This window comes from Hymenobacter mucosus, assembly GCF_900188255.1.
Lineage (GTDB): Bacteria > Bacteroidota > Bacteroidia > Cytophagales > Hymenobacteraceae > Hymenobacter > Hymenobacter mucosus.
In genome coordinates this window covers 126,740-143,456 of sequence record NZ_FZNS01000002.1, presented here as the reverse complement: position 1 = coordinate 143,456, position 16,717 = coordinate 126,740, and the positions used below count along the sequence as shown (strand labels likewise).

The 16,717-nt window shown below is 55.6% G+C and carries 14 protein-coding genes; 2 read left to right on the top strand and 12 right to left on the bottom strand.

Annotation, left to right across the window (positions count from 1 at the left end; all coding sequences use genetic code 11):
- Positions 1-44: 44 nt before the first annotated feature.
- The 4 genes from CHB83_RS04595 to CHB83_RS04580 form a co-directional block, all read right to left on the bottom strand.
- The gene (locus tag CHB83_RS04595; RefSeq protein WP_055562398.1) at positions 45-1,334 is read right to left on the bottom strand and encodes a DUF4350 domain-containing protein; all 1,290 of its coding nucleotides are present in this window, start codon (positions 1,332-1,334) and stop codon (positions 45-47) included.
- 6 nt (positions 1,335-1,340) lie between these two features.
- The gene (locus tag CHB83_RS04590) at positions 1,341-1,997 is read right to left on the bottom strand and encodes a DUF4129 domain-containing protein (protein WP_143436992.1); all 657 of its coding nucleotides are present in this window, start codon (positions 1,995-1,997) and stop codon (positions 1,341-1,343) included.
- A gap of 272 nt (positions 1,998-2,269) precedes the next feature.
- Positions 2,270-3,286, bottom strand: coding sequence for a hypothetical protein (locus CHB83_RS04585; protein WP_089331833.1), 1,017 nt, complete (start codon positions 3,284-3,286; stop codon positions 2,270-2,272).
- 19 nt (positions 3,287-3,305) lie between these two features.
- Positions 3,306-4,274, bottom strand: a complete 969-nt coding sequence (locus CHB83_RS04580; protein WP_089331832.1) for a stage II sporulation protein M — start codon at positions 4,272-4,274, stop codon at positions 3,306-3,308.
- Positions 4,275-4,384: 110 nt separating this feature from the next.
- Between CHB83_RS04580 and CHB83_RS04575 the strand changes: the two genes are divergently transcribed.
- Complete coding sequence (locus CHB83_RS04575) at positions 4,385-5,110, top strand: RDD family protein (protein WP_045687799.1); 726 nt, start codon at positions 4,385-4,387, stop codon at positions 5,108-5,110.
- 88 nt (positions 5,111-5,198) lie between these two features.
- Here CHB83_RS04575 and CHB83_RS04570 read toward each other — a convergent pair whose 3' ends face one another.
- The 3 genes from CHB83_RS04570 to CHB83_RS04560 all read right to left on the bottom strand — a co-directional run bounded on the left by CHB83_RS04570 (position 5,199) and on the right by CHB83_RS04560 (position 9,949).
- A complete protein-coding gene (locus CHB83_RS04570; RefSeq protein ID WP_089331831.1) occupies positions 5,199-7,178 on the bottom strand; it encodes a DUF4394 domain-containing protein in 1,980 nt (659 codons plus the stop codon).
- 244 nt (positions 7,179-7,422) lie between these two features.
- A complete protein-coding gene (locus CHB83_RS04565; protein ID WP_045687873.1) occupies positions 7,423-8,142 on the bottom strand; it encodes an SDR family oxidoreductase in 720 nt (239 codons plus the stop codon).
- A 163-nt stretch (positions 8,143-8,305) separates the two neighbouring features.
- On the bottom strand, positions 8,306-9,949 hold the full coding sequence (locus CHB83_RS04560; RefSeq protein WP_236704941.1) for a bifunctional GNAT family N-acetyltransferase/carbon-nitrogen hydrolase family protein: 1,644 nt from the start codon (positions 9,947-9,949) through the stop codon (positions 8,306-8,308).
- A 1,044-nt stretch (positions 9,950-10,993) separates the two neighbouring features.
- Here CHB83_RS04560 and CHB83_RS04550 point away from each other — a divergent pair.
- A complete protein-coding gene (locus CHB83_RS04550; protein ID WP_089331829.1) occupies positions 10,994-11,470 on the top strand; it encodes a hypothetical protein in 477 nt (158 codons plus the stop codon).
- Positions 11,471-11,667: 197 nt separating this feature from the next.
- Here the strand turns inward: CHB83_RS04550 and CHB83_RS04545 are convergent, their stop codons facing one another.
- From CHB83_RS04545 to CHB83_RS04525, 5 genes are read right to left on the bottom strand one after another with little or no spacing between them, the layout of a single operon-like run.
- Positions 11,668-12,321: a CoA transferase subunit B gene (locus CHB83_RS04545; protein ID WP_045690266.1), complete on the bottom strand. Its 654-nt coding sequence runs from the start codon at positions 12,319-12,321 to the stop codon at positions 11,668-11,670.
- A gap of 43 nt (positions 12,322-12,364) precedes the next feature.
- Positions 12,365-13,666, bottom strand: a complete 1,302-nt coding sequence (locus tag CHB83_RS04540; protein WP_089331828.1) for a serine hydrolase domain-containing protein — start codon at positions 13,664-13,666, stop codon at positions 12,365-12,367.
- 39 nt (positions 13,667-13,705) lie between these two features.
- The gene (locus CHB83_RS04535; protein WP_045690264.1) at positions 13,706-14,404 is read right to left on the bottom strand and encodes a CoA transferase subunit A; all 699 of its coding nucleotides are present in this window, start codon (positions 14,402-14,404) and stop codon (positions 13,706-13,708) included.
- A 28-nt stretch (positions 14,405-14,432) separates the two neighbouring features.
- The gene (locus CHB83_RS04530) at positions 14,433-15,668 is read right to left on the bottom strand and encodes a carboxypeptidase-like regulatory domain-containing protein (protein ID WP_089331827.1); all 1,236 of its coding nucleotides are present in this window, start codon (positions 15,666-15,668) and stop codon (positions 14,433-14,435) included.
- 59 nt (positions 15,669-15,727) lie between these two features.
- Positions 15,728-16,681, bottom strand: a complete 954-nt coding sequence (locus CHB83_RS04525; RefSeq protein ID WP_055562392.1) for a bifunctional riboflavin kinase/FAD synthetase — start codon at positions 16,679-16,681, stop codon at positions 15,728-15,730.
- Positions 16,682-16,717 lie beyond the last annotated feature (36 nt).

Below are 16,717 nucleotides of genomic sequence, written 5' to 3'. Positions count from 1 at the left end.
AATAGATGAGATAGGGTAGTAAGTAGGTTAGCATAAGAAATAGGTCAGAAAGCAGCGGCGCTAAAGCTGCTGATAGCACGGCTTAGACGAAGCAAATCGGCATCTGAGACTTGTGGTGCCGTTTGTGCCTTATGTATGAGCTTAATAAGTTCATCAACTTGCTGACGTGGGACACCCGCCTTCTGGGCCATTCGGTCGCGGGTTGACTCATCAAGCAGGTCCAGATTTGGTTCTTGCAGGCGTAGCCGTAATTGCTCTCGGAATAAGTTGATTTTTTTGTTGGCAATGAGGGAATGATCGGACCCTTGCCGGTAGAGAGAGGCGACAGTGCGCGTAAATAGCAGTGTAGTGTTGGGCAGCGGCTTAATAATGGGAATAATGCGCTGACGTCGCCGCGCCTTGAAGCCCACAAAAATCAGCAGGCCTACCAAGCCAGTGTACCAAGCCCAGCGTAAAGCTTCGTGCTGCCGTATTACCCGCAGCAACGACTGTTCGCCTGTAGGGCCCTGCTTTTGGTATTCGTCCCAGAGGACCGCCTGATTGGCCGGTAACTGCGACAAAGCGGCAAAGGCATACGGGGCAGTGCTTGGTTGAAGCAGGGCCACGTTGCTAAACGCCGCCGGGGTAGAACTCAGAATGAAAGCTCCTTTGCCAACGGGTACGCGCACCAATACCGGGTTATGGCTCCTATCTCGGGCTAGCACCGTGGCTCGGCAGTTTTCCAAGGCTACGAAATGCCAACCTACGTCAGGGAGTGGAAACCGAAAGCGGCGTGGACTGCCAGGAGCCGGATTTACCAGTTCTAGCGTGGTAAAAGTTGCTTGGGCGCGCTTGCCTTTGGTGTGGAGAAGCATGCGCTGCCGAAGAATGCTGTCCAGCCGCAGACTAGAGCGGATAAACAAGTGTAGGGTATCAGCCAATACATCGTCAAGCGACTCGGCGGCAATGAACACTGTATTGCCGCGGGCCGCGTACCGCAGGAGCGCATCCTGGTCGAGGCGTGAGCAAGCAAAATGGCCGTCAACGAATAGGTACGATGCTCGGGCCGAGGTAAGCGGCGGCAGGTAGGTAGATGATACTACCGAGTCGGGGTCGGTGTTGGCATCCAGAGTCGGAAGAAGCTGATTAGCAATGGGCAAGCGCGTCGTACGGATGTCTTGCCCCGGAAATAGATCGGGTAGCGCATCGTAGAGCACGAAGGTGCCATAGGGAATCTTATCCCGGTTGATGTAAGTGGGCGTCCAATCCGTCGGCTGAGGTCGGAAGTATTCTACTGCTACGAATGCCACGAACAGCACCCCCAACGTTAGCAGAAACAAGCGGAATCGGCTCATGCGTGGCTACGCGGCAGCGCGGGTAAGTAGCGAAAGAAAATGCTCACGGGTTTCGCGCAGAGCAGGATAGGCCGTTGCCGTAAGCGCTACCTCCCCGTACCACACATATTCAAACTGGCGGGTGAGAACAGTAAAGTCAGCTGCCCAGCGGGTGCCAGCTACTTCCCGCACATACTCGTAGTTGGTTTTGTCTGGTTGCCATTGAATCAAGCCCTGCTCAGTTAGCCTGCGCAGAACCAACAGGTAGCCTAGGCGCACCGCTAGGCGGTAATTGCCGGCCACTTCGGCGTCCGCTAATGCTCGGCCGAAATCAACCGCGTGAATGTTTTCGGGCATGGCCTCGTAGGGAAAAGGCAGGGTACGAGCACGGCGGCCTAGCACGGTGGTCAGGTCTAGCTTGAGTAGGCGCAGCACAACATACAACAGGGCTGCCCCGAACAAGCCGTATATTACGTAGCGCCCTTTCGTCTCATACGTGGGCCCCGAAAATAAGCCGCCTAGCCATTCCCAGAGTTTGCTCCAGAACAACGACCACACGCTGGGCGACTCTCGGTTCTCCTCTATTTCTACGTACTGAAATGCACGCTGCTCGCGGAGCGCCCGTAGGCGGGCCGCCCTGGGCTGGCGCAACGCGGTAGGAGGTCCCTGCGCAAGAGGCAGCACTATTGGAGAAGCCCTTTTTCGCACAGAAGCTTTTAGTGAGTCGCGTGGGAGTACCGGCGGCTTGGGGGGTAGTAAGGGCTTCGGCCGCTGCACGCCTGGGCGAGTCGCCTGGGCCCAGGCTCGCTCGCAGGCTCCAGCTACTAACAGCACAGATAGCAGTGCTGCCAGCAGTGTCCGGCTTACGCTAGTAGTAACTATGCGACAGAGAAAGGATAACGGCACCACAGCCACGGCAAAAGCAGAATAAGGCGAAAAACGACGGTGGTTAGCTGTTAGTACTCACCCTCCTCATCAGGCTGTAGAACACTAGGCGCTGCTGCCGGAGGCGCCTGGCCCAGGCTAGCTAGCTGTAGATACAGGCCTTCTCCGTCGTGGCGCTCAACCAAGTTGAAATACTGAAAGCAGATGGCTAAGATAAATACGGGGAGAACACCGAGCATTGCAAGGGATTGTAGCGAGGCAGCTACAATCAAGAGTAGTTTAACCAGCTGATCAGACAGTTGGCTTAGCTGCTTTACAAAGGGGAAAGCCATGGCCGCAAGTACACTCAGAAGAAGGACCATAACTGTTGTAGTAATGAGGCCTACCACAATCAGGAGGCCAAACGTAGACCACCATTTGCCTTTGATTAGTTGAAAGCAGCGCCTAATGCTGGCAAACATTCCCTTCCGCTCCCGTAGCCACACAATGAAGAATAAGGAAAGCGTAACGCCTATGTAGGCAATAGCTATATAAGTGAGTGGGATAATAAGGAAAAAGGCTCCCGATGAACTGAGTGTTGCAAGGCCGCTGCCCAGTAGCCCGAAGAAAAGAGACAGCAGCATGCTGGCCACTAAGAATAGTAGAACAAGGCTCAGGGATACGCCTAGCATACCCAAGAAGCGTTTCCTGACCATTTCCCACACCTCGCTTATGGTTACTGGGACTGCGGGGGAAGGCCGGTTCATGCTTACGAGCACGTAGCTATAGACCGTAAGCTGCAATACTACAAACAGCAGCATTCCACCCAGAATAGTAAGCGAGTAACTGGGCGAAGTCAGTAGGTCATTTACAAAACCAATAGTGCTATTGGGCTGCGTGCTCACGTTTCTTATAGCATTTATTAGCTTGCTCTGGAGCAGGCCCGACGCAATGCCCGTAACGAGGGCCAAGGGCAACACAAGAACGACCAGTACCCGTAGGAGAGGCCGGAAATGAACCCGCAAAAAATCGAACGTAGCCTCTATCTTCTGCCCGAAGTTTCGTTCCTGTAAAAAATCTGACGGTTGCGTGAATGACGAGTGGCGCATGGTAAGCAAGCAACAATAATTAGACAGCAGAAGAAACTGGCAGCCCTAATCCACGGCGGTATACCCACCAAGGATACACCACAAAGTAACCCAGAATAAGCGCGGCTGAGAGGCCTATGATGGTGAGGCTAGCCCACAGAGGCATTTCGGTGTGGCGCGTAACAAATCCTTCCAGAAACCCCGCCATGATGAATATGGGCACTAAGCCTAGGGCCAGCTTCATGCCGTCGCGGGCACCCCGGCGGAGGGAGTCGCGGCGGGAATAGGTACCTGGAAACAGCAGGCTGCCTCCCAGTACTAAGCCCGCTCCTCCGGCAAGAATAATGGCTGATATTTCTAGGGTGCCGTGTATCCAAATAGTGAGTACCGACGGCAGTAGTACACCCTGTTGGTAAAAAAAATACTGAAAGGAGCCCAGCATCAGCCCATTACTGAAAAGCAAGTAGGTAGTGAGGAGCCCACCAGTAATGCCGCCCGCAAAGGCATAGAGCGACACTTTAATATTGTTAAGAGTGATGGTCAGGAACATCAGCGTTTCATCCTTGCCCTTGTACACGGCCATGGGGTCACCCTTCCGAATATTGGCTAGGGTCTGATTCACGTAGGAGTCACCCAGCACTACGCGTACAAAGGTGTCATCCAGCGCCGCCGACAAGGCCCCAATAATGGCACACAGCAAAAAGAACAGAAAGCTGCCGAGCAAAGCGTAGCGGTGACGAGCTACCAGCAGCGGTAGCTCCCGGCGCCAGAACCGCCCAAAGCGCCCCGCATCTTCCTTTTTGTTTTTATACAAGGCCTGGTGTAGCTTGCCCGTCAGGCCATTGAGATAGGTCGTAGTGGTTGAACCTGGATAGAAGGTGCGAGCATACGACAAATCATCGGTCAACTCCACAAAACGCTGGGCTAGTTCATCGGGACCCGCGGCTGGCTGTGTTTCATACTGGTGCCAGCGCTCTTGGTTCTGGCGGAGAAATACCGCTTCACGCATATGCAAAACTGCCGATAAGACAAGTAAAATACGGGTGCCACGTAGTGGCACAGTCCAAATATACAGGTTTCGGGGTGGCAGCCACCGGCCAACTTCTTTTTCTATTTTAAATGAGTACAATTCGCATTCAGACTGCCCAAAACGTGGTGGTGGAGTATGAAATTGCCAGCGTGGGCGAGCGGCTGGTGGCCCATATCATCGATAGCCTAGTACTCGGAATCTACACTGTAGTGTGTGGATTTGTGGTACAATACGGTCTGAACTCTAGTACCTCTCAGGGTATTCTGGCCATTGCTCTTATTGTCATTCCGGCCTTGCTCTACCATCCTCTGTGCGAAATCTTCTTCGGAGGGCAGAGTTTGGGAAAGCACATGCGCCACATAAAGGTGACGCGCGTGGATGGTACCCGCCCCTCCGTAGGCGACTACCTGTTGCGCTGGTTGCTGGCCCTCTTTGAAATTCAAATGACCAGTGGGGTAGTAGCCCTGCTGTGCATTATCATAACTGGCCGTGGGCAGCGCCTCGGCGACCTGGCCGCTGGTACTACCGTTGTGAGCTTGCGCCCCGCCGCCCCCGATGAACTCAATCTCGGTAACGTACCACCTAACTACCAAGTAGTATTTCCTCAGGTAGCCCAGCTTACCGACCACGACATTGCCCTAGTGCGCCGCCTGCTTGCGCAAGCCCTACGCCGCGACAACTTTGTGCTGCTGAATGAGGTAGCTAACAAGGTTAAGACGCTCACTGGCATTCATACGGACCTCCAGGATGAGCCTTTCCTACGCACCATTCTTCGCGACTACACCGCGCTAGCTCAGCAGGAAATGACCCTCTGAGCAGGTGCCGCTTGATACACCATATACCAACAAGAAAAAGCCGGCTCACGCAGTGTGAGCCGGCTTTTTCTTGTTAAGTAAGGAATGACTACTGTACAAACACGCGCTGCGTGCCAGCAGGTTGGCCATCTAAAGAGAGACGCACGAAGTAGAGGCCCGTAGTGCGTGAGCCTGGCTGCCAGCGCACCGAATGCGTACCAGCATTCAGCTTGCCTGGGCTGAGGCGTTCCACAGTGCGACCCAACGCGTCAATTACAGTTAGTTCGGCCTGGCCAGCACGGGGCAGAGTGAAAGCGGCAGTAGCTTCGCCCGCTACAGGGTTTGGCGATAGAATAAAGCCAGTGGCCAATTCTGCGGCCCGGGTGCTGGTAGCAACGCCAGCCGCGCCTGCAATGGCAATATCGCGCACCGTAATGCCATTGCCGATGTTCCCCACCAGCGTAGCGGCGCCAGTTGTCAGGTTGAGGGTATAGAAGCCACTGTTGGGCGAGGTGCCCGTAGTAGCTACTAAGTAGCCCGTGTTTACGCCCGCGCCGGTGCTGTAGATGTCGATGTCTACGTTAGGAGTAGTTGTGTTTACGGTGATGCCGGAAGTGCCTACTGCCGTCAGCTGCCCGTCCATGGGAGGATTGGCCGTGCTTTGGGTGTTAAGCTGGTTCAAGGTCTCATCGTAGTTGTACAGGGTAGTACCTGAGGTAGTACTTGCCCCAGTGAAGCTGTTAGTGTAAGCCACCGCCCCAATGTTTGGCGTACCACCTCCAGCGTAGGATAACACGCCATCGGTAGCGGCTAGCGTACCGGTTACGGGGTTTAGGCGGTAGTTATTGCCATTGGCACCTACTACCCGAATGCGGTCTACCGTCGGGTTAAAGTCGAAGCCAATGCTGCCCGTACCTAGCGCCAGGGCCAGTGAGCCGCTAATGGAAGTAGCTGCGCCTGTGGTAGCGTTGATAGCATACAGCTGCCCAGTTTGGGTAGTAGCATTGTACCCCAGCGCATACAGCGCATTGTTTAATGGGCGCACATCCAATCCCACTAGGGTTTGGGCTGCGTCAATGCCCGTAATTCCCACCGAACCACGGATGGTGGTAGGTAGTGCCGTGTCAAACGAAATTAGGTTGGTGCCAGCAAGAGCGTAGGCCAACTGACCCGTAATAGCAGGCAAGGTAGGCCGGTCGATGGCAAACGCAATGTCAGAAATAACCACCAATGGGCCAGTGCCCAGCAGGCCAACAGACGTGGTAGCACCCGTGGCTAGGTTAACCGTGTACAGCGTGGAGGTAGCAGCAGTAAGGCTGGTGATGGTGGCCGTGCTGAGGTAAGCTACGTTCGTGCTAGTAGTTGGATTGAAATAAATATCCAGGTCGGAAATCTGGCCTGCCCCATCGGTAGCTATGCCTAGGGGCCCTACCGTAACCAGAGTGCCATTGTTTGGAGGACGCTGGATGACCAGGCGGCTATTAGCCTCATCAATGTCGTAGAGGTCTGTGCCCGTGCTACCAATGTAGCTATTGGTGTATGCTACCGAGCCTACGCTTGGCGTTTGGCTGGCATTGGCATCTCCAGTTGCGTAGGCCAAGTTGCCGTCGGTAGCAGCTAGGGCACCGTTGTTGGGGTTCAGGCGAAAATCGGTGCCGGCACCGCTTACTACCCGAATGCGGTCCACCGTAGGGTTGAAGTCAAAGCCGATGCGGGCCACGTTCGTACCTAAGTTCAAGGTCAGGGCCGTGCCCACAGTTGTGGCTACGCCTGTTGTACGGTCAATGGTATACATCTGTGCCTGAGTGCCCGTTGGGTTGTAGCCGAGCGCAAACAACTGGCCCGTATTGGGGCGCACATCAATACCAACAATCGTTTGGCCAGCAGTAACCCCCGTAATGGGTACCGTAGCCGTGAATGTACCTGGGGTAGTAGCGTTGAAGGTAACTAAGCTAGCAGTAGTTGTACCAGTAACAGAGAGTCCATAAACCGTTTGCGCTTGCGCCGCGCCCACTGTTAGCCCTAAGGCGGCTAGCCCTAAGGCGGCTTTGCGCAGAGAAGACATCCGGAAAGTAGATTTTGTGTTCATGCTAAAAAAGAATGGTGAAAAGGAATAGAATACGGGGTATAAGCTCTACCCTGCAGCTTGCATACGGGGACAGATTGTAAAATGGATTTATTTTAATATGCTTTTAATCTTCTCAAAATGAACGCCTTGTCACACTGAATTGAGTTCAGTAAGCTAAAATGCTGTTGCTGAGCTAGCCAACAAACGAAGCGGGTGGTCCCCAAATGGGAACCACCCGCAGGCATGCACAAAAATTTGTACTACCCTACCACGGCACGGGCTGCCCCTGCCACGTCAGGAAGCTGCCGTTTTCCTCGGCGTGTAGCTGATCCGTAAGGCGGATAATACCCCGGGCCGAGTCGGAGGGGGAAAGGGTAGCAGCACTGCCTCCCATGCCCGTACGTAACCAGCCGGGGTCTACTACCACCGAAATGACGCCCTGGTGGCCTACCTCAGCTGCCAAAGCGCGCATGTACATGTTCAAGGCTGCTTTGCTAGCTGAATAATGGTAAGGCTCTCCGGAAGCTTTCCAGGTGAGCGAGCCTTGCCCAGATGAGAGACTAACAATGCGAGGCTTGTCGCCGGCCTTTAGTAGGTCGAGGAAGGCTTGCGTGACAAGCAGGGGCCCTACGGCATTCACTTGAAATACCGTAAGGGCATTGTCCGAAGTAAACTCGCCCAAGCGTTGGTTGGCAGGGTCTTCTGGCCCGGCACCGGGGAAAATACCAGCATTGTTAATTAGAACGTCAAGGCCCGCCGTAACGGCCCGCACGGCCCGGCGCGCCGTCCCAATGGAGGCTTCGCTTGTGATATCAAGGGCAATGAGGTGCAGCTTGCCTGGGTGGCTGGCCGCAAGTGCCTGCAGATCAGCGGCAGCTTGAGGCTGGCGGCTGGTGGCAAACACGGTGTTGCCCCGCTCCAAGTACTGGCGGGTAAGTTCAAGGCCCAGGCCCCGGTTGGCCCCGGTAATGAGGACGCGCTTCATGGAAGAAAAGAGAATAGGTGACGTTAGGGGGCCGCAGTTTACATCAAAAACAGCAGGCTCCGTACCTATTCCCGAATTCTGTACCAACAAAAAAGCCCACCACATAGGGCGGGCTTTTCAGTAAGCGTGAAAAGAGCGTAACTATGGCGCTACCAGGGGGGTACTAACCAGCAGACACGGCTTTGCGGCGGCTGGACGTTTTAGGAGCGCGCTCCTCACCTTGGGCTAGCAACTCATCGTCCCGCTCGGTTTTCTTTACCCAGCTCACGGAGTACAAATCCTTGCGTCGGTCGCGCAGGTTGCGCACGGCTCCGCTGGTGTTTAAGTCCTTCAGCAGGTCCAGGTCCAAGTCGGCAATAAGAGTCATCTCCGTATTCGGGGTAGCCTCGGCCACGATGGCATCGTGAGGGAATGCAAAGTCCGATGGGCTAAATACGGCACTCTGCGAGTACTGAATGTCCATGTTCTCTACGCGCGGTAGGTTGCCTACGGAGCCCGTAATAGCCACATAGCACTCGTTTTCGATGGCCCGTGCCTGCGCGCAAAGACGCACACGCTGGTAAGCATTCTTGGTATCCGTCCAGAAGGGCACGAACAGGATTTTCATGCCCTCGTCGGATAGCATACGGGCCAGCTCCGGGAACTCGGCATCGTAGCAAATCAGAATGCCGATTTTGCCGAAGTCAGTGTCAAAGCACTTTAGCTTGTCGCCACCGCGCATACCCCAGTAGCTAGCCTCGTCGGGAGTTACGTGCAGCTTATACTGCTCGTCCACGGTGCCGTCGCGGCGGCACAAATAGCTTACGTTGTACAGCTTGCCATCATCGTAAAGCGGCATGGACCCAGCAATGACGTTGATGTTGTAGCTCACGGCCAACTCCATCATTTTGGTTTTGATGGGCTCCGTGAAAGCTGCCATGGAGCGAATAGCAACGGCCGGTGACTCTTCGTTGGTGAGGGCCATCATGGGCGCATTGAAAAACTCGGGGAACAGCACGCAGTCGGCCTTATAGCCCGAAACGGTGTCCACAAAGAACTCCATTTGCTGGAAGAAGTCCTCCAAGTTTTGGGTAGCTCGCATCTGCCACTGCACAATGCCAATGCGCACATTGGACTTCTGGTTGCCGATAAGCTTGTCGGCTTCCTCATCGTAGTACACATTAATCCACTCTAACAGCGTTGCGTAGGCTTTCGATTCGGAGTCGTAGGGCAGGTAGCCCCGGATCAGCTTCCGCACGTAGAAGTCGTTGGCCAGTTGGAAGGTGAGGATAGGGTCCGTCAGTTCCTTGTTCCGTACCATTTCCACGTACTTGGCCGGCGTCATCTCGTTGGCATACGCCGCGTAGCCCGGAATGCGTCCCCCGGCTACCATAGCGCGCAGGTTGAGGTTTTCGCACAGTTCCTTGCGCGCGTCATACAGACGGCGGCCCAAGCGCAAGCTCCGGTACTCGGGGTCCACGAATACGTCAACGCCATACAAGGTGTCGCCATCCGAGTCGTGGGTGTCAAACTTGCCGTTGCCCGTAATCTTGGCGTAAGTGTGCTTGTCGCCAAACTTGCTGTATTCCACAATAATGGCCAGCGCCGCGGCCACTACCTGCCCATTATCCTCAATGCAGATCTGCCCTTCAGGAAACTTGCGCAGTAAGGCGTTGTACTCATCCTGAGCCCAGGCACCCTCCATATTGGAGTATACCTTGTCCATGATTTGCTTCACTGCCTTAAAGTCAGCTTTCTTTAGGGTACGCAATACCAGCCGGTGGGCCGGAATAGCGGTAGGAGTCATCAACTCTGGGGCAGTAGGCATACCCGGTAGTGTAGTCTTTTTGGCGGGGCCGCCGCCAGATTTTGCATGAGAACCAGTGGCCATATACGAAGTACAAAATGTCGGTAGAAAGAAAGCAAACCTACCGCGCCCGACGCGACAGTAGGTCCGTTTTACGGGTGCACAACAACTTTGGCGGCAAAAAAGCTCAGTAGCTCTGCGAATGCTCCGCGGCGGAGTGTACTACCGGAGAAGCAAGCGCAAGAGTCTGCAAGCTACCATCAATAAGTGTCTAGTAAATAATTACTGTCAGATATAGAAGCAGATGAATACCGCAGCGTCAATAATACTCGGCTTATTTCCAGTAGCCTTTGTAGGGTTGTGGCTACTAGTAATTTGGGTTGTTTCCCTCGGAGGCTAAGCCCGGTTGGCTCAATACTTCCGTTTGTTGCCTAATAACTCAGTCGTGTATGTCGAGTCAGCCGGGTTTGAGTCGGGCACGTTGCGCAACCAATGAAGAATCGGTCCTGGTTCGCGCTACCGTGGGGGCCTAACGCTTCGCTTCGGCACAGCTGGGTTGGGGTTGGCCGTGCTCTTTCTGTTTCGCCTCAATCACCCTCCGTTGCACATTCCCTGGTCGGCAATTGGCCCGGTGGAGGAAAAAACTGCCTTGTTTGGCTTGAGCCACCAGTACCAATTACTCGTTACCCTTCACAATGACTTGGGAAAAGTAGAATTGCACTTGGTGGGTAAGACACCGGTGGAAAAAATAGAATCTTACAAGCAGTTGGCAAGTCTAGGAAGCCAGCAGAGATAACCACACAACACAATCCGTGGTTGAGCCTTGATGGTCGTTAGGTACATCATTAACTACACGGATGGTACACCTAGTAAGCTGCTTGGTGGTGAACTGCACCCGATGAGATGAGTATAGGCTACAGGGATGGTAGCACCGCTGAAAAGATGGTTTTCAAGGCAACGTTGGAAAGGAGTACAAGCAGGAACAAAGGCACTACCTCACATTGTAAAGCCAGCCGTACCTTTCTGTTGGTTCGCCCGTCCGGGCGCCGTGTTGTACCTTGCGCTATGCTACCGCCCGAAGAACGTCGTTTTCAGACTTTAGGAAGTCTGTTGGCTGCGCCGGAATCTTTTCCGGCTACGGCTTGGCTGTGCGCGCCGGCCGCCGTGGCGCAGTGGCAGGCTACTACCCCAGCCGCGGTGCTACTTGTGGCGGCCGCCGGCCAAGCCGTGCCAGCTCCTACGGGCCTGGCCCGCATCCTGTTCATGGACGAAGTGCAGCTAGTCATGCGCCGCCTATTAGAGCAGGTGCCCGGGGCCCCCGACTGGCTACGGGTAGAAATTTTGGCCCGGTACAAAACCGAGCACGAGTTTCCAGCCCTTACCGGCCACCCCGATATTTTAGCCGACTATTTGGCCGAAGCCGTACGCGGCGGCGGCCTCAGTGCCAGCGCCGCCTTGGCTCATCTTCAGCGCTACTTTTCCCATTTCACGCGTGAAGCTGCCGAGCGTATTATGGCGCAAGCCTACTTTCGCACGCGCTAGTTGCAAGGATGTATTCCGCTCAGTAGGATAGATTAACTGTGTTGCAATGGTGCTGGCCGCTCCTCAAAACACAAGGCCTAACAGTAATGGGTTACCGTCCTTGCTAGGGGGTAGGTAACCCATTACTGTTAGGCCTAGCGTTCGGAGAAGCGCACAGGGTGAGACTATAGACTGTTTACAGGCCCAATAAAGTCGGGTTATAGCACCATTTCGGGTACTTCGCCGGGTACTACCAGCTTGCCGGCTGTTGCGGCTTGAATTTGCTCTACACTCACTCCAGGCGCCCGTTCGCGCAGTACAAAGCCGTCGGGCGTCACATCGAGAACCGCCAGCTCCGTTACTATTTTCTTGACGCAACGCAGGCCCGTGATGGGCAGCGTGCAGGCCGGTAGCAACTTGCTGCTGCCATCCTTGGCGACGTGCTGCATAGCCACAATAATATTTTTGGCCGACGCCACGAGGTCCATGGCGCCGCCCATGCCCTTTACCATTTTGCCCGGAATCTTCCAGTTGGCAATATCACCGGTTTCGGAAACCTCCATGGCTCCCAGAATCGTCAGGTCCACATGCTCGCCGCGAATCATGGCGAATGAATCAGCGGAGGAGAAGATACTGGAACCCGGTAGCGTCGTAACGGTTTGCTTGCCCGCGTTGATGAGGTCGGGGTCTACCTCCTCATCGGTGGGGAAAGGCCCCATGCCTAGCAAGCCGTTTTCCGACTGCAACTCTACGTGAATGCCCGCGGGAATGTAGTTGGCTACCAGCGTAGGAATGCCAATACCCAGATTAACGTAAGAATTGTCTTGTACTTCTTGTGCAATGCGCTTGGCAATGCCGTGCTTATCGAGCATAGGGGTGGGAGTAAGAACAGGGTGGGAGAGAAGGTAGAAGTGGCTATTTCGCCGGTGAGGCGGGGGCCTCAATCACCACCTGACGAACCAGGCGCTTGAACTTGCCAGCCAAGTCGCCACCGGCAGAGTTGGGGTATTTCTGGGTATAGACCAGGGCCACAATTTTCGCCTTTGGATCAACCCAATAGGTAGTGCCAAAGATGCCGCCCCACTCGAAGGACCCCTCAGAAAGGCCAGTTTGCGCCGCCGAGGTAGCTGTAGTCAGGCTAAAGCCGAGCCCAAATTTGTTTTGCCCTTGATTGACGGTGCCAATTTGGTTGCTGGTTATGAGGCGCACCGTGGCGGGTTTCAACAGACGACGCCCTTGGTATTCACCACCATTGAGCAGCATTTGCAGAAACACGGCGTAGTCATCGATGGTAGACGACAGGCCGGCGCCCCCCGAGAAGTAGGTGCCAGCCGCTTTGGGGTAATCTGGCGTCATGCCATCGCGCGGCCCCATTTTAGCGGTTTTCTTGTTGGCGTCCTCGGTGTACAGCACGGCCAGGCGCGCCTGCTTGGCGGCGGGCAGGTAGAAGTAGGTGTCGCGCATGGACAGGGGCTCGAACAAGCGCGTCCGAAGAAACTGGTCGAGCGTTTGTCCCGATACTACTTCGATTAGGTAGCCTAGCACGTCTACGCTCAGGCCGTAGGTAAACTGCTCGCCGGGCTGGTGCATGAGCGGCAACGGTCCCAGCCGGTTCATGGCGGCGGCAAGGGTGCCGCCCGGGGTGCCAATACCACTAGGAATCTGCGCTTTCGCATAAATAGCCCGTGCCTCTTTCGTACCGATTACGGGGTAGCTGATACCGGAAGTATGAGTCAGCAGCTGGCGGATGGTGACCTCACTGCGGGCCGGTACGCTGGTGTAAGTAGAATCCTTCTCGTTGAACGTGGCTAATACCCGCGGATTGCGAAAAGCCGGCAGATACTTCGAGATAGGGTCGTCGAGCTGAAACTTGCCTTGCTCATAAAGCATCATTACGCCCACGCTCGTTATAGCCTTTGTTTGGGAGGCAATGCGCAGAATGGCGTCCTCCCGCAAGGGTTTTTGAGTTGCCTCATCATCCACCCCAAAAGCCTTGCGGTACACGATCTTTCCGTCGTGGGCAATGAGAGCTATAGCGCCGGGCACGCGGTTGTCGGCCGTGTACTCCCGTAGTAAGGCATCAATGGCTGGCAGTGAAGCCGGAGCTGCTTTCAGCGTAGTAGCGGCGCTGGAGCGAGGCTTGGCGGGGGCTACCGTTTGCGCCGAAGCGCCAACGCCACCGAACAAGAAAAGAAGTGCGAGGGTTGTCTGTTTCATAAAAGAGGCAGGTAAAAAGGAACTGAATTGAGAGGCTGCCTACCCCTGCCGCACCGTGCGTTGTTCAATACGCTTTTCGTAGTGCTGGCCCTGAAAGATGCGCTGCACAAAGATGCCCGGTGTGTGGATATGGTTTGGGTCTAGCTCGCCGGCGGGAACCAGTTCTTCTACCTCCGCCACCGTAATTTTGCCTGCCGTGGCCATCATGGGGTTAAAGTTGCGAGCCGTACCCTTGTACACCAGGTTGCCCGCCGTATCGCCCTTCCAGGCTTTCACAAAGGCAAAGTCGGCGTGCAGAGCAGTTTCCAGCAGGTACATCTTGCCATTAAACTCCCGGCTTTCTTTGCCTTCGCCCACTTCTGTGCCGTAGCCGGCGGGCGTGTAAAATGCTGGAATGCCCGCACCACCTGCCCGCACCCGCTCCGCCAGGGTGCCCTGCGGAATCAACTCTACTTCCAACTCGCCCGACAGTAACTGCCGCTCGAACTCGGCGTTTTCGCCCACGTAGCTGGAAATCATCTTGCGGACTTGTCGGGCCTGTAGTAGGCGGCCAATCCCGAAGTCGTCAACGCCCGCGTTGTTGCTGATGCAAGTGAGGTTTTTCACCTTGAGGCGCAAGATTTCTTGAATGGCGTTTTCGGGAATGCCGCATAGGCCGAAGCCACCGAGCATTAGGGTCATGCCGTCGCAGAGGCCGTGAAGGGCCGTGGGAGCATCGGCTACTACTTTGTTAATCATGGAAAGAAGGTGGGTGGGAAAAGGATGGTTAGCGAACAGGTGCCGCCGAAGTGGGCGGAAGATAATCAGTGGGTAAAAATTCACCCATTTTCTCGAACCCCCAGTACCCGTCCGTGAAAACGGCCAGTGGTTCTAGCAATTGCCCGTTGGCTTGTACCTCAGCCCGCAGTGGGTGCAGCATTAGGGTAGAAACCTGCTGGGTAGGTGCGGGCAGAGAAGGAGCACCTACAGGCCGCACGGGCTGATAGTTGGGGTCGGGGGCCTCATGCCGATACGTTATCTGTACATAATCACGGAACCGAAGCCATACCCTACCAGAGTCCGTTTCTCGCAGGCTGTCGATGGGGCGTGGGGCCGTGTATAGTAGCGAAAAGGCCCGCGGGACTTTCGTCCAACGAGCTATGGAGTCCTGGTCGGCGGGGGAGAAAGGCTGGTTGTGCCGCGCCTGGCGTAGGGCTTTCGCCAGGCTGTCGGCCCGGGGAAAGCGGGGGTTGGGAACGACGCGCATCTTTTGAACCAGAAAACCCTCGGCGGCTACCTGGTTCAGGTACACGCTCCGCAGAAAATGAGGCAAGGAACCCCGGTAGGCCCGCTGCCGGTTCTGCAGCCACTGCTGGCGCTGTCGTTCGTTGCGGGGCTTCATTTCCTGGAATACCGGCCATCCGTAGAACGACATGTACTGCTCCCGAAAATTGAGCGTAAACTCCAGACTGTAGTACTTGATGCGGTAGCCCAGCGCTGCGTTGTCGACTTGCAGGAACGTAGGGCTGCTGGCCGTTAGCTCATTCCTGTCCGCGTTGTACTGCACGTACACGGCCTTGGGGTTGCGAATTCGGCACTGGCGCGAGAAAACAGTGCGGCCCAAGAAGGTTTCGGCAAACTTTTCGTAGTCGCCGGGGCGGTTTGAGCCGGGCCGCACGACTACCTCTTGGAGGTGCTGAGTTGAAGGTTTTAGCTGCAAATCCAGCGTTTGCGGGCCGTTGCCCACCGTGATGGTGCGCTTGTAGAGCGAATAGCCCAGGTAGGAAATAATGAGGTCGTACTGCCCAGCCGGTACATTCCGAACACTGAACTGGCCCTTGTCGTTGGTGCTGGCGCCGTAGGTGGTGCTGGCCAGAAAGATACTGGCTAGCTCCAGCGGTTCCCGCGTGAGGGAGTCGCGCACGATGCCGCTCAGGGTTCCTTGTCCGTGGGCCTGGTAGCTTCCTGCCCCCATCAGCAAAGCAAGCACCAGGAAGCGTATGCGCAGTATGGAAGCTACCATGAAGCAAAAAGTACGAGGCCTGGAGAAGCGCCGCCAACGACGAAGACCGTTGCCGGGGCCTAGCCGCCTAGCAAGTGTCGGCGGGCATCTTCGGCGTCCTGAAAAAGCTGAGCCTTCAGAGCATCCAGGCCCTCAAACTTCTGCTCGTCGCGTAGGCGGGCCACAAACTGCACCGTGAGCAGCTGGTCGTACAGGTCGCCATCAAAGTCGAGCAGGTGCGCTTCTACAGTTTGGGCCAAGTTGCCACCTACGGTAGGGCGCACGCCAATGTTAAGCATGGCTGCATGGTGAGTGCCGGCCGCTGTGGTAGCCATTACGGCATACACTCCCCGGGCAGGAATCAGCTTCAGCGCTTCCGCACATTGAATGTTGGCCGTAGGCCAGCCAATGGTACGACCTAGTTGGCGGCCTTTCACTACCGTGCCCGTCAGCGGGTAGCTGTAGCCCAAATGGCGGTTGGCGGTGGCTACGTCGCCAGCTTCCAGGGCCTTACGGATGCGGGTACTGCTTACACCTACGGCATCTACATCCTCCCGCGGAATTTCTTCCACTTGCATACCGTAGCGGCCGGAGTGTTGGCTGAGGTAATCGAAGCCACCCTCGCGGTTTTTGCCAAAGCGGTGGTCGTAGCCGATAACGAGGGTCCTGGTGCCCACCGTACGCAGCAGAATAGTTTGGATGTATTCTTCCGATGTCCAGCTGGCTAGCTCCCGGGTAAAGGGTACGATAAGCAGGTAATCTACGCCAAACTCGGCTAGCTTCTCAATTCGCTCATCCAGGGTATTGAGCAAGTGAAGGTCTAGGGGCTCGGGGTGAGAAAGCGGGGGGGCCAGCACTAGGCGGGGGTGAGGCCAGTAGGTGATAACTACGCTGGGACCTCCGCTCTGCCTGGCTGCCTCGCAGAGGCGGCGCAAAATCTGCTGGTGTCCTAGGTGCACCCCATCAAAAGTGCCCGTCGTAACAACGGCATTGCCCAAGTGCGGAAACTGCGCGGGGTCCCGAAAAACGTGCATCAGGTGTGAAGATGAGGTGGTAAAAATGAAGCTGGG

Coding starts and splice junctions, on each gene's coding strand:
- CHB83_RS04545 (WP_045690266.1), bottom strand. CDS start 12,321: ATGCTCGATAAGCACGGCATTGCCAAGCGCATTGCACAAGAAGTACAA.
- CHB83_RS04540 (WP_089331828.1), bottom strand. CDS start 13,666: ATGAAACAGACAACCCTCGCACTTCTTTTCTTGTTCGGTGGCGTTGGC.
- CHB83_RS04570 (WP_089331831.1), bottom strand. CDS start 7,178: ATGAACACAAAATCTACTTTCCGGATGTCTTCTCTGCGCAAAGCCGCC.
- CHB83_RS04595 (WP_055562398.1), bottom strand. CDS start 1,334: ATGAGCCGATTCCGCTTGTTTCTGCTAACGTTGGGGGTGCTGTTCGTG.
- CHB83_RS04550 (WP_089331829.1), top strand. CDS start 10,994: ATGCTACCGCCCGAAGAACGTCGTTTTCAGACTTTAGGAAGTCTGTTG.
- CHB83_RS04535 (WP_045690264.1), bottom strand. CDS start 14,404: ATGATTAACAAAGTAGTAGCCGATGCTCCCACGGCCCTTCACGGCCTC.
- CHB83_RS04575 (WP_045687799.1), top strand. CDS start 4,385: ATGAGTACAATTCGCATTCAGACTGCCCAAAACGTGGTGGTGGAGTAT.
- CHB83_RS04530 (WP_089331827.1), bottom strand. CDS start 15,668: ATGGTAGCTTCCATACTGCGCATACGCTTCCTGGTGCTTGCTTTGCTG.
- CHB83_RS04585 (WP_089331833.1), bottom strand. CDS start 3,286: ATGCGCCACTCGTCATTCACGCAACCGTCAGATTTTTTACAGGAACGA.
- CHB83_RS04565 (WP_045687873.1), bottom strand. CDS start 8,142: ATGAAGCGCGTCCTCATTACCGGGGCCAACCGGGGCCTGGGCCTTGAA.
- CHB83_RS04580 (WP_089331832.1), bottom strand. CDS start 4,274: ATGCGTGAAGCGGTATTTCTCCGCCAGAACCAAGAGCGCTGGCACCAG.
- CHB83_RS04525 (WP_055562392.1), bottom strand. CDS start 16,681: ATGCACGTTTTTCGGGACCCCGCGCAGTTTCCGCACTTGGGCAATGCC.
- CHB83_RS04560 (WP_236704941.1), bottom strand. CDS start 9,949: ATGCCTACTGCCCCAGAGTTGATGACTCCTACCGCTATTCCGGCCCAC.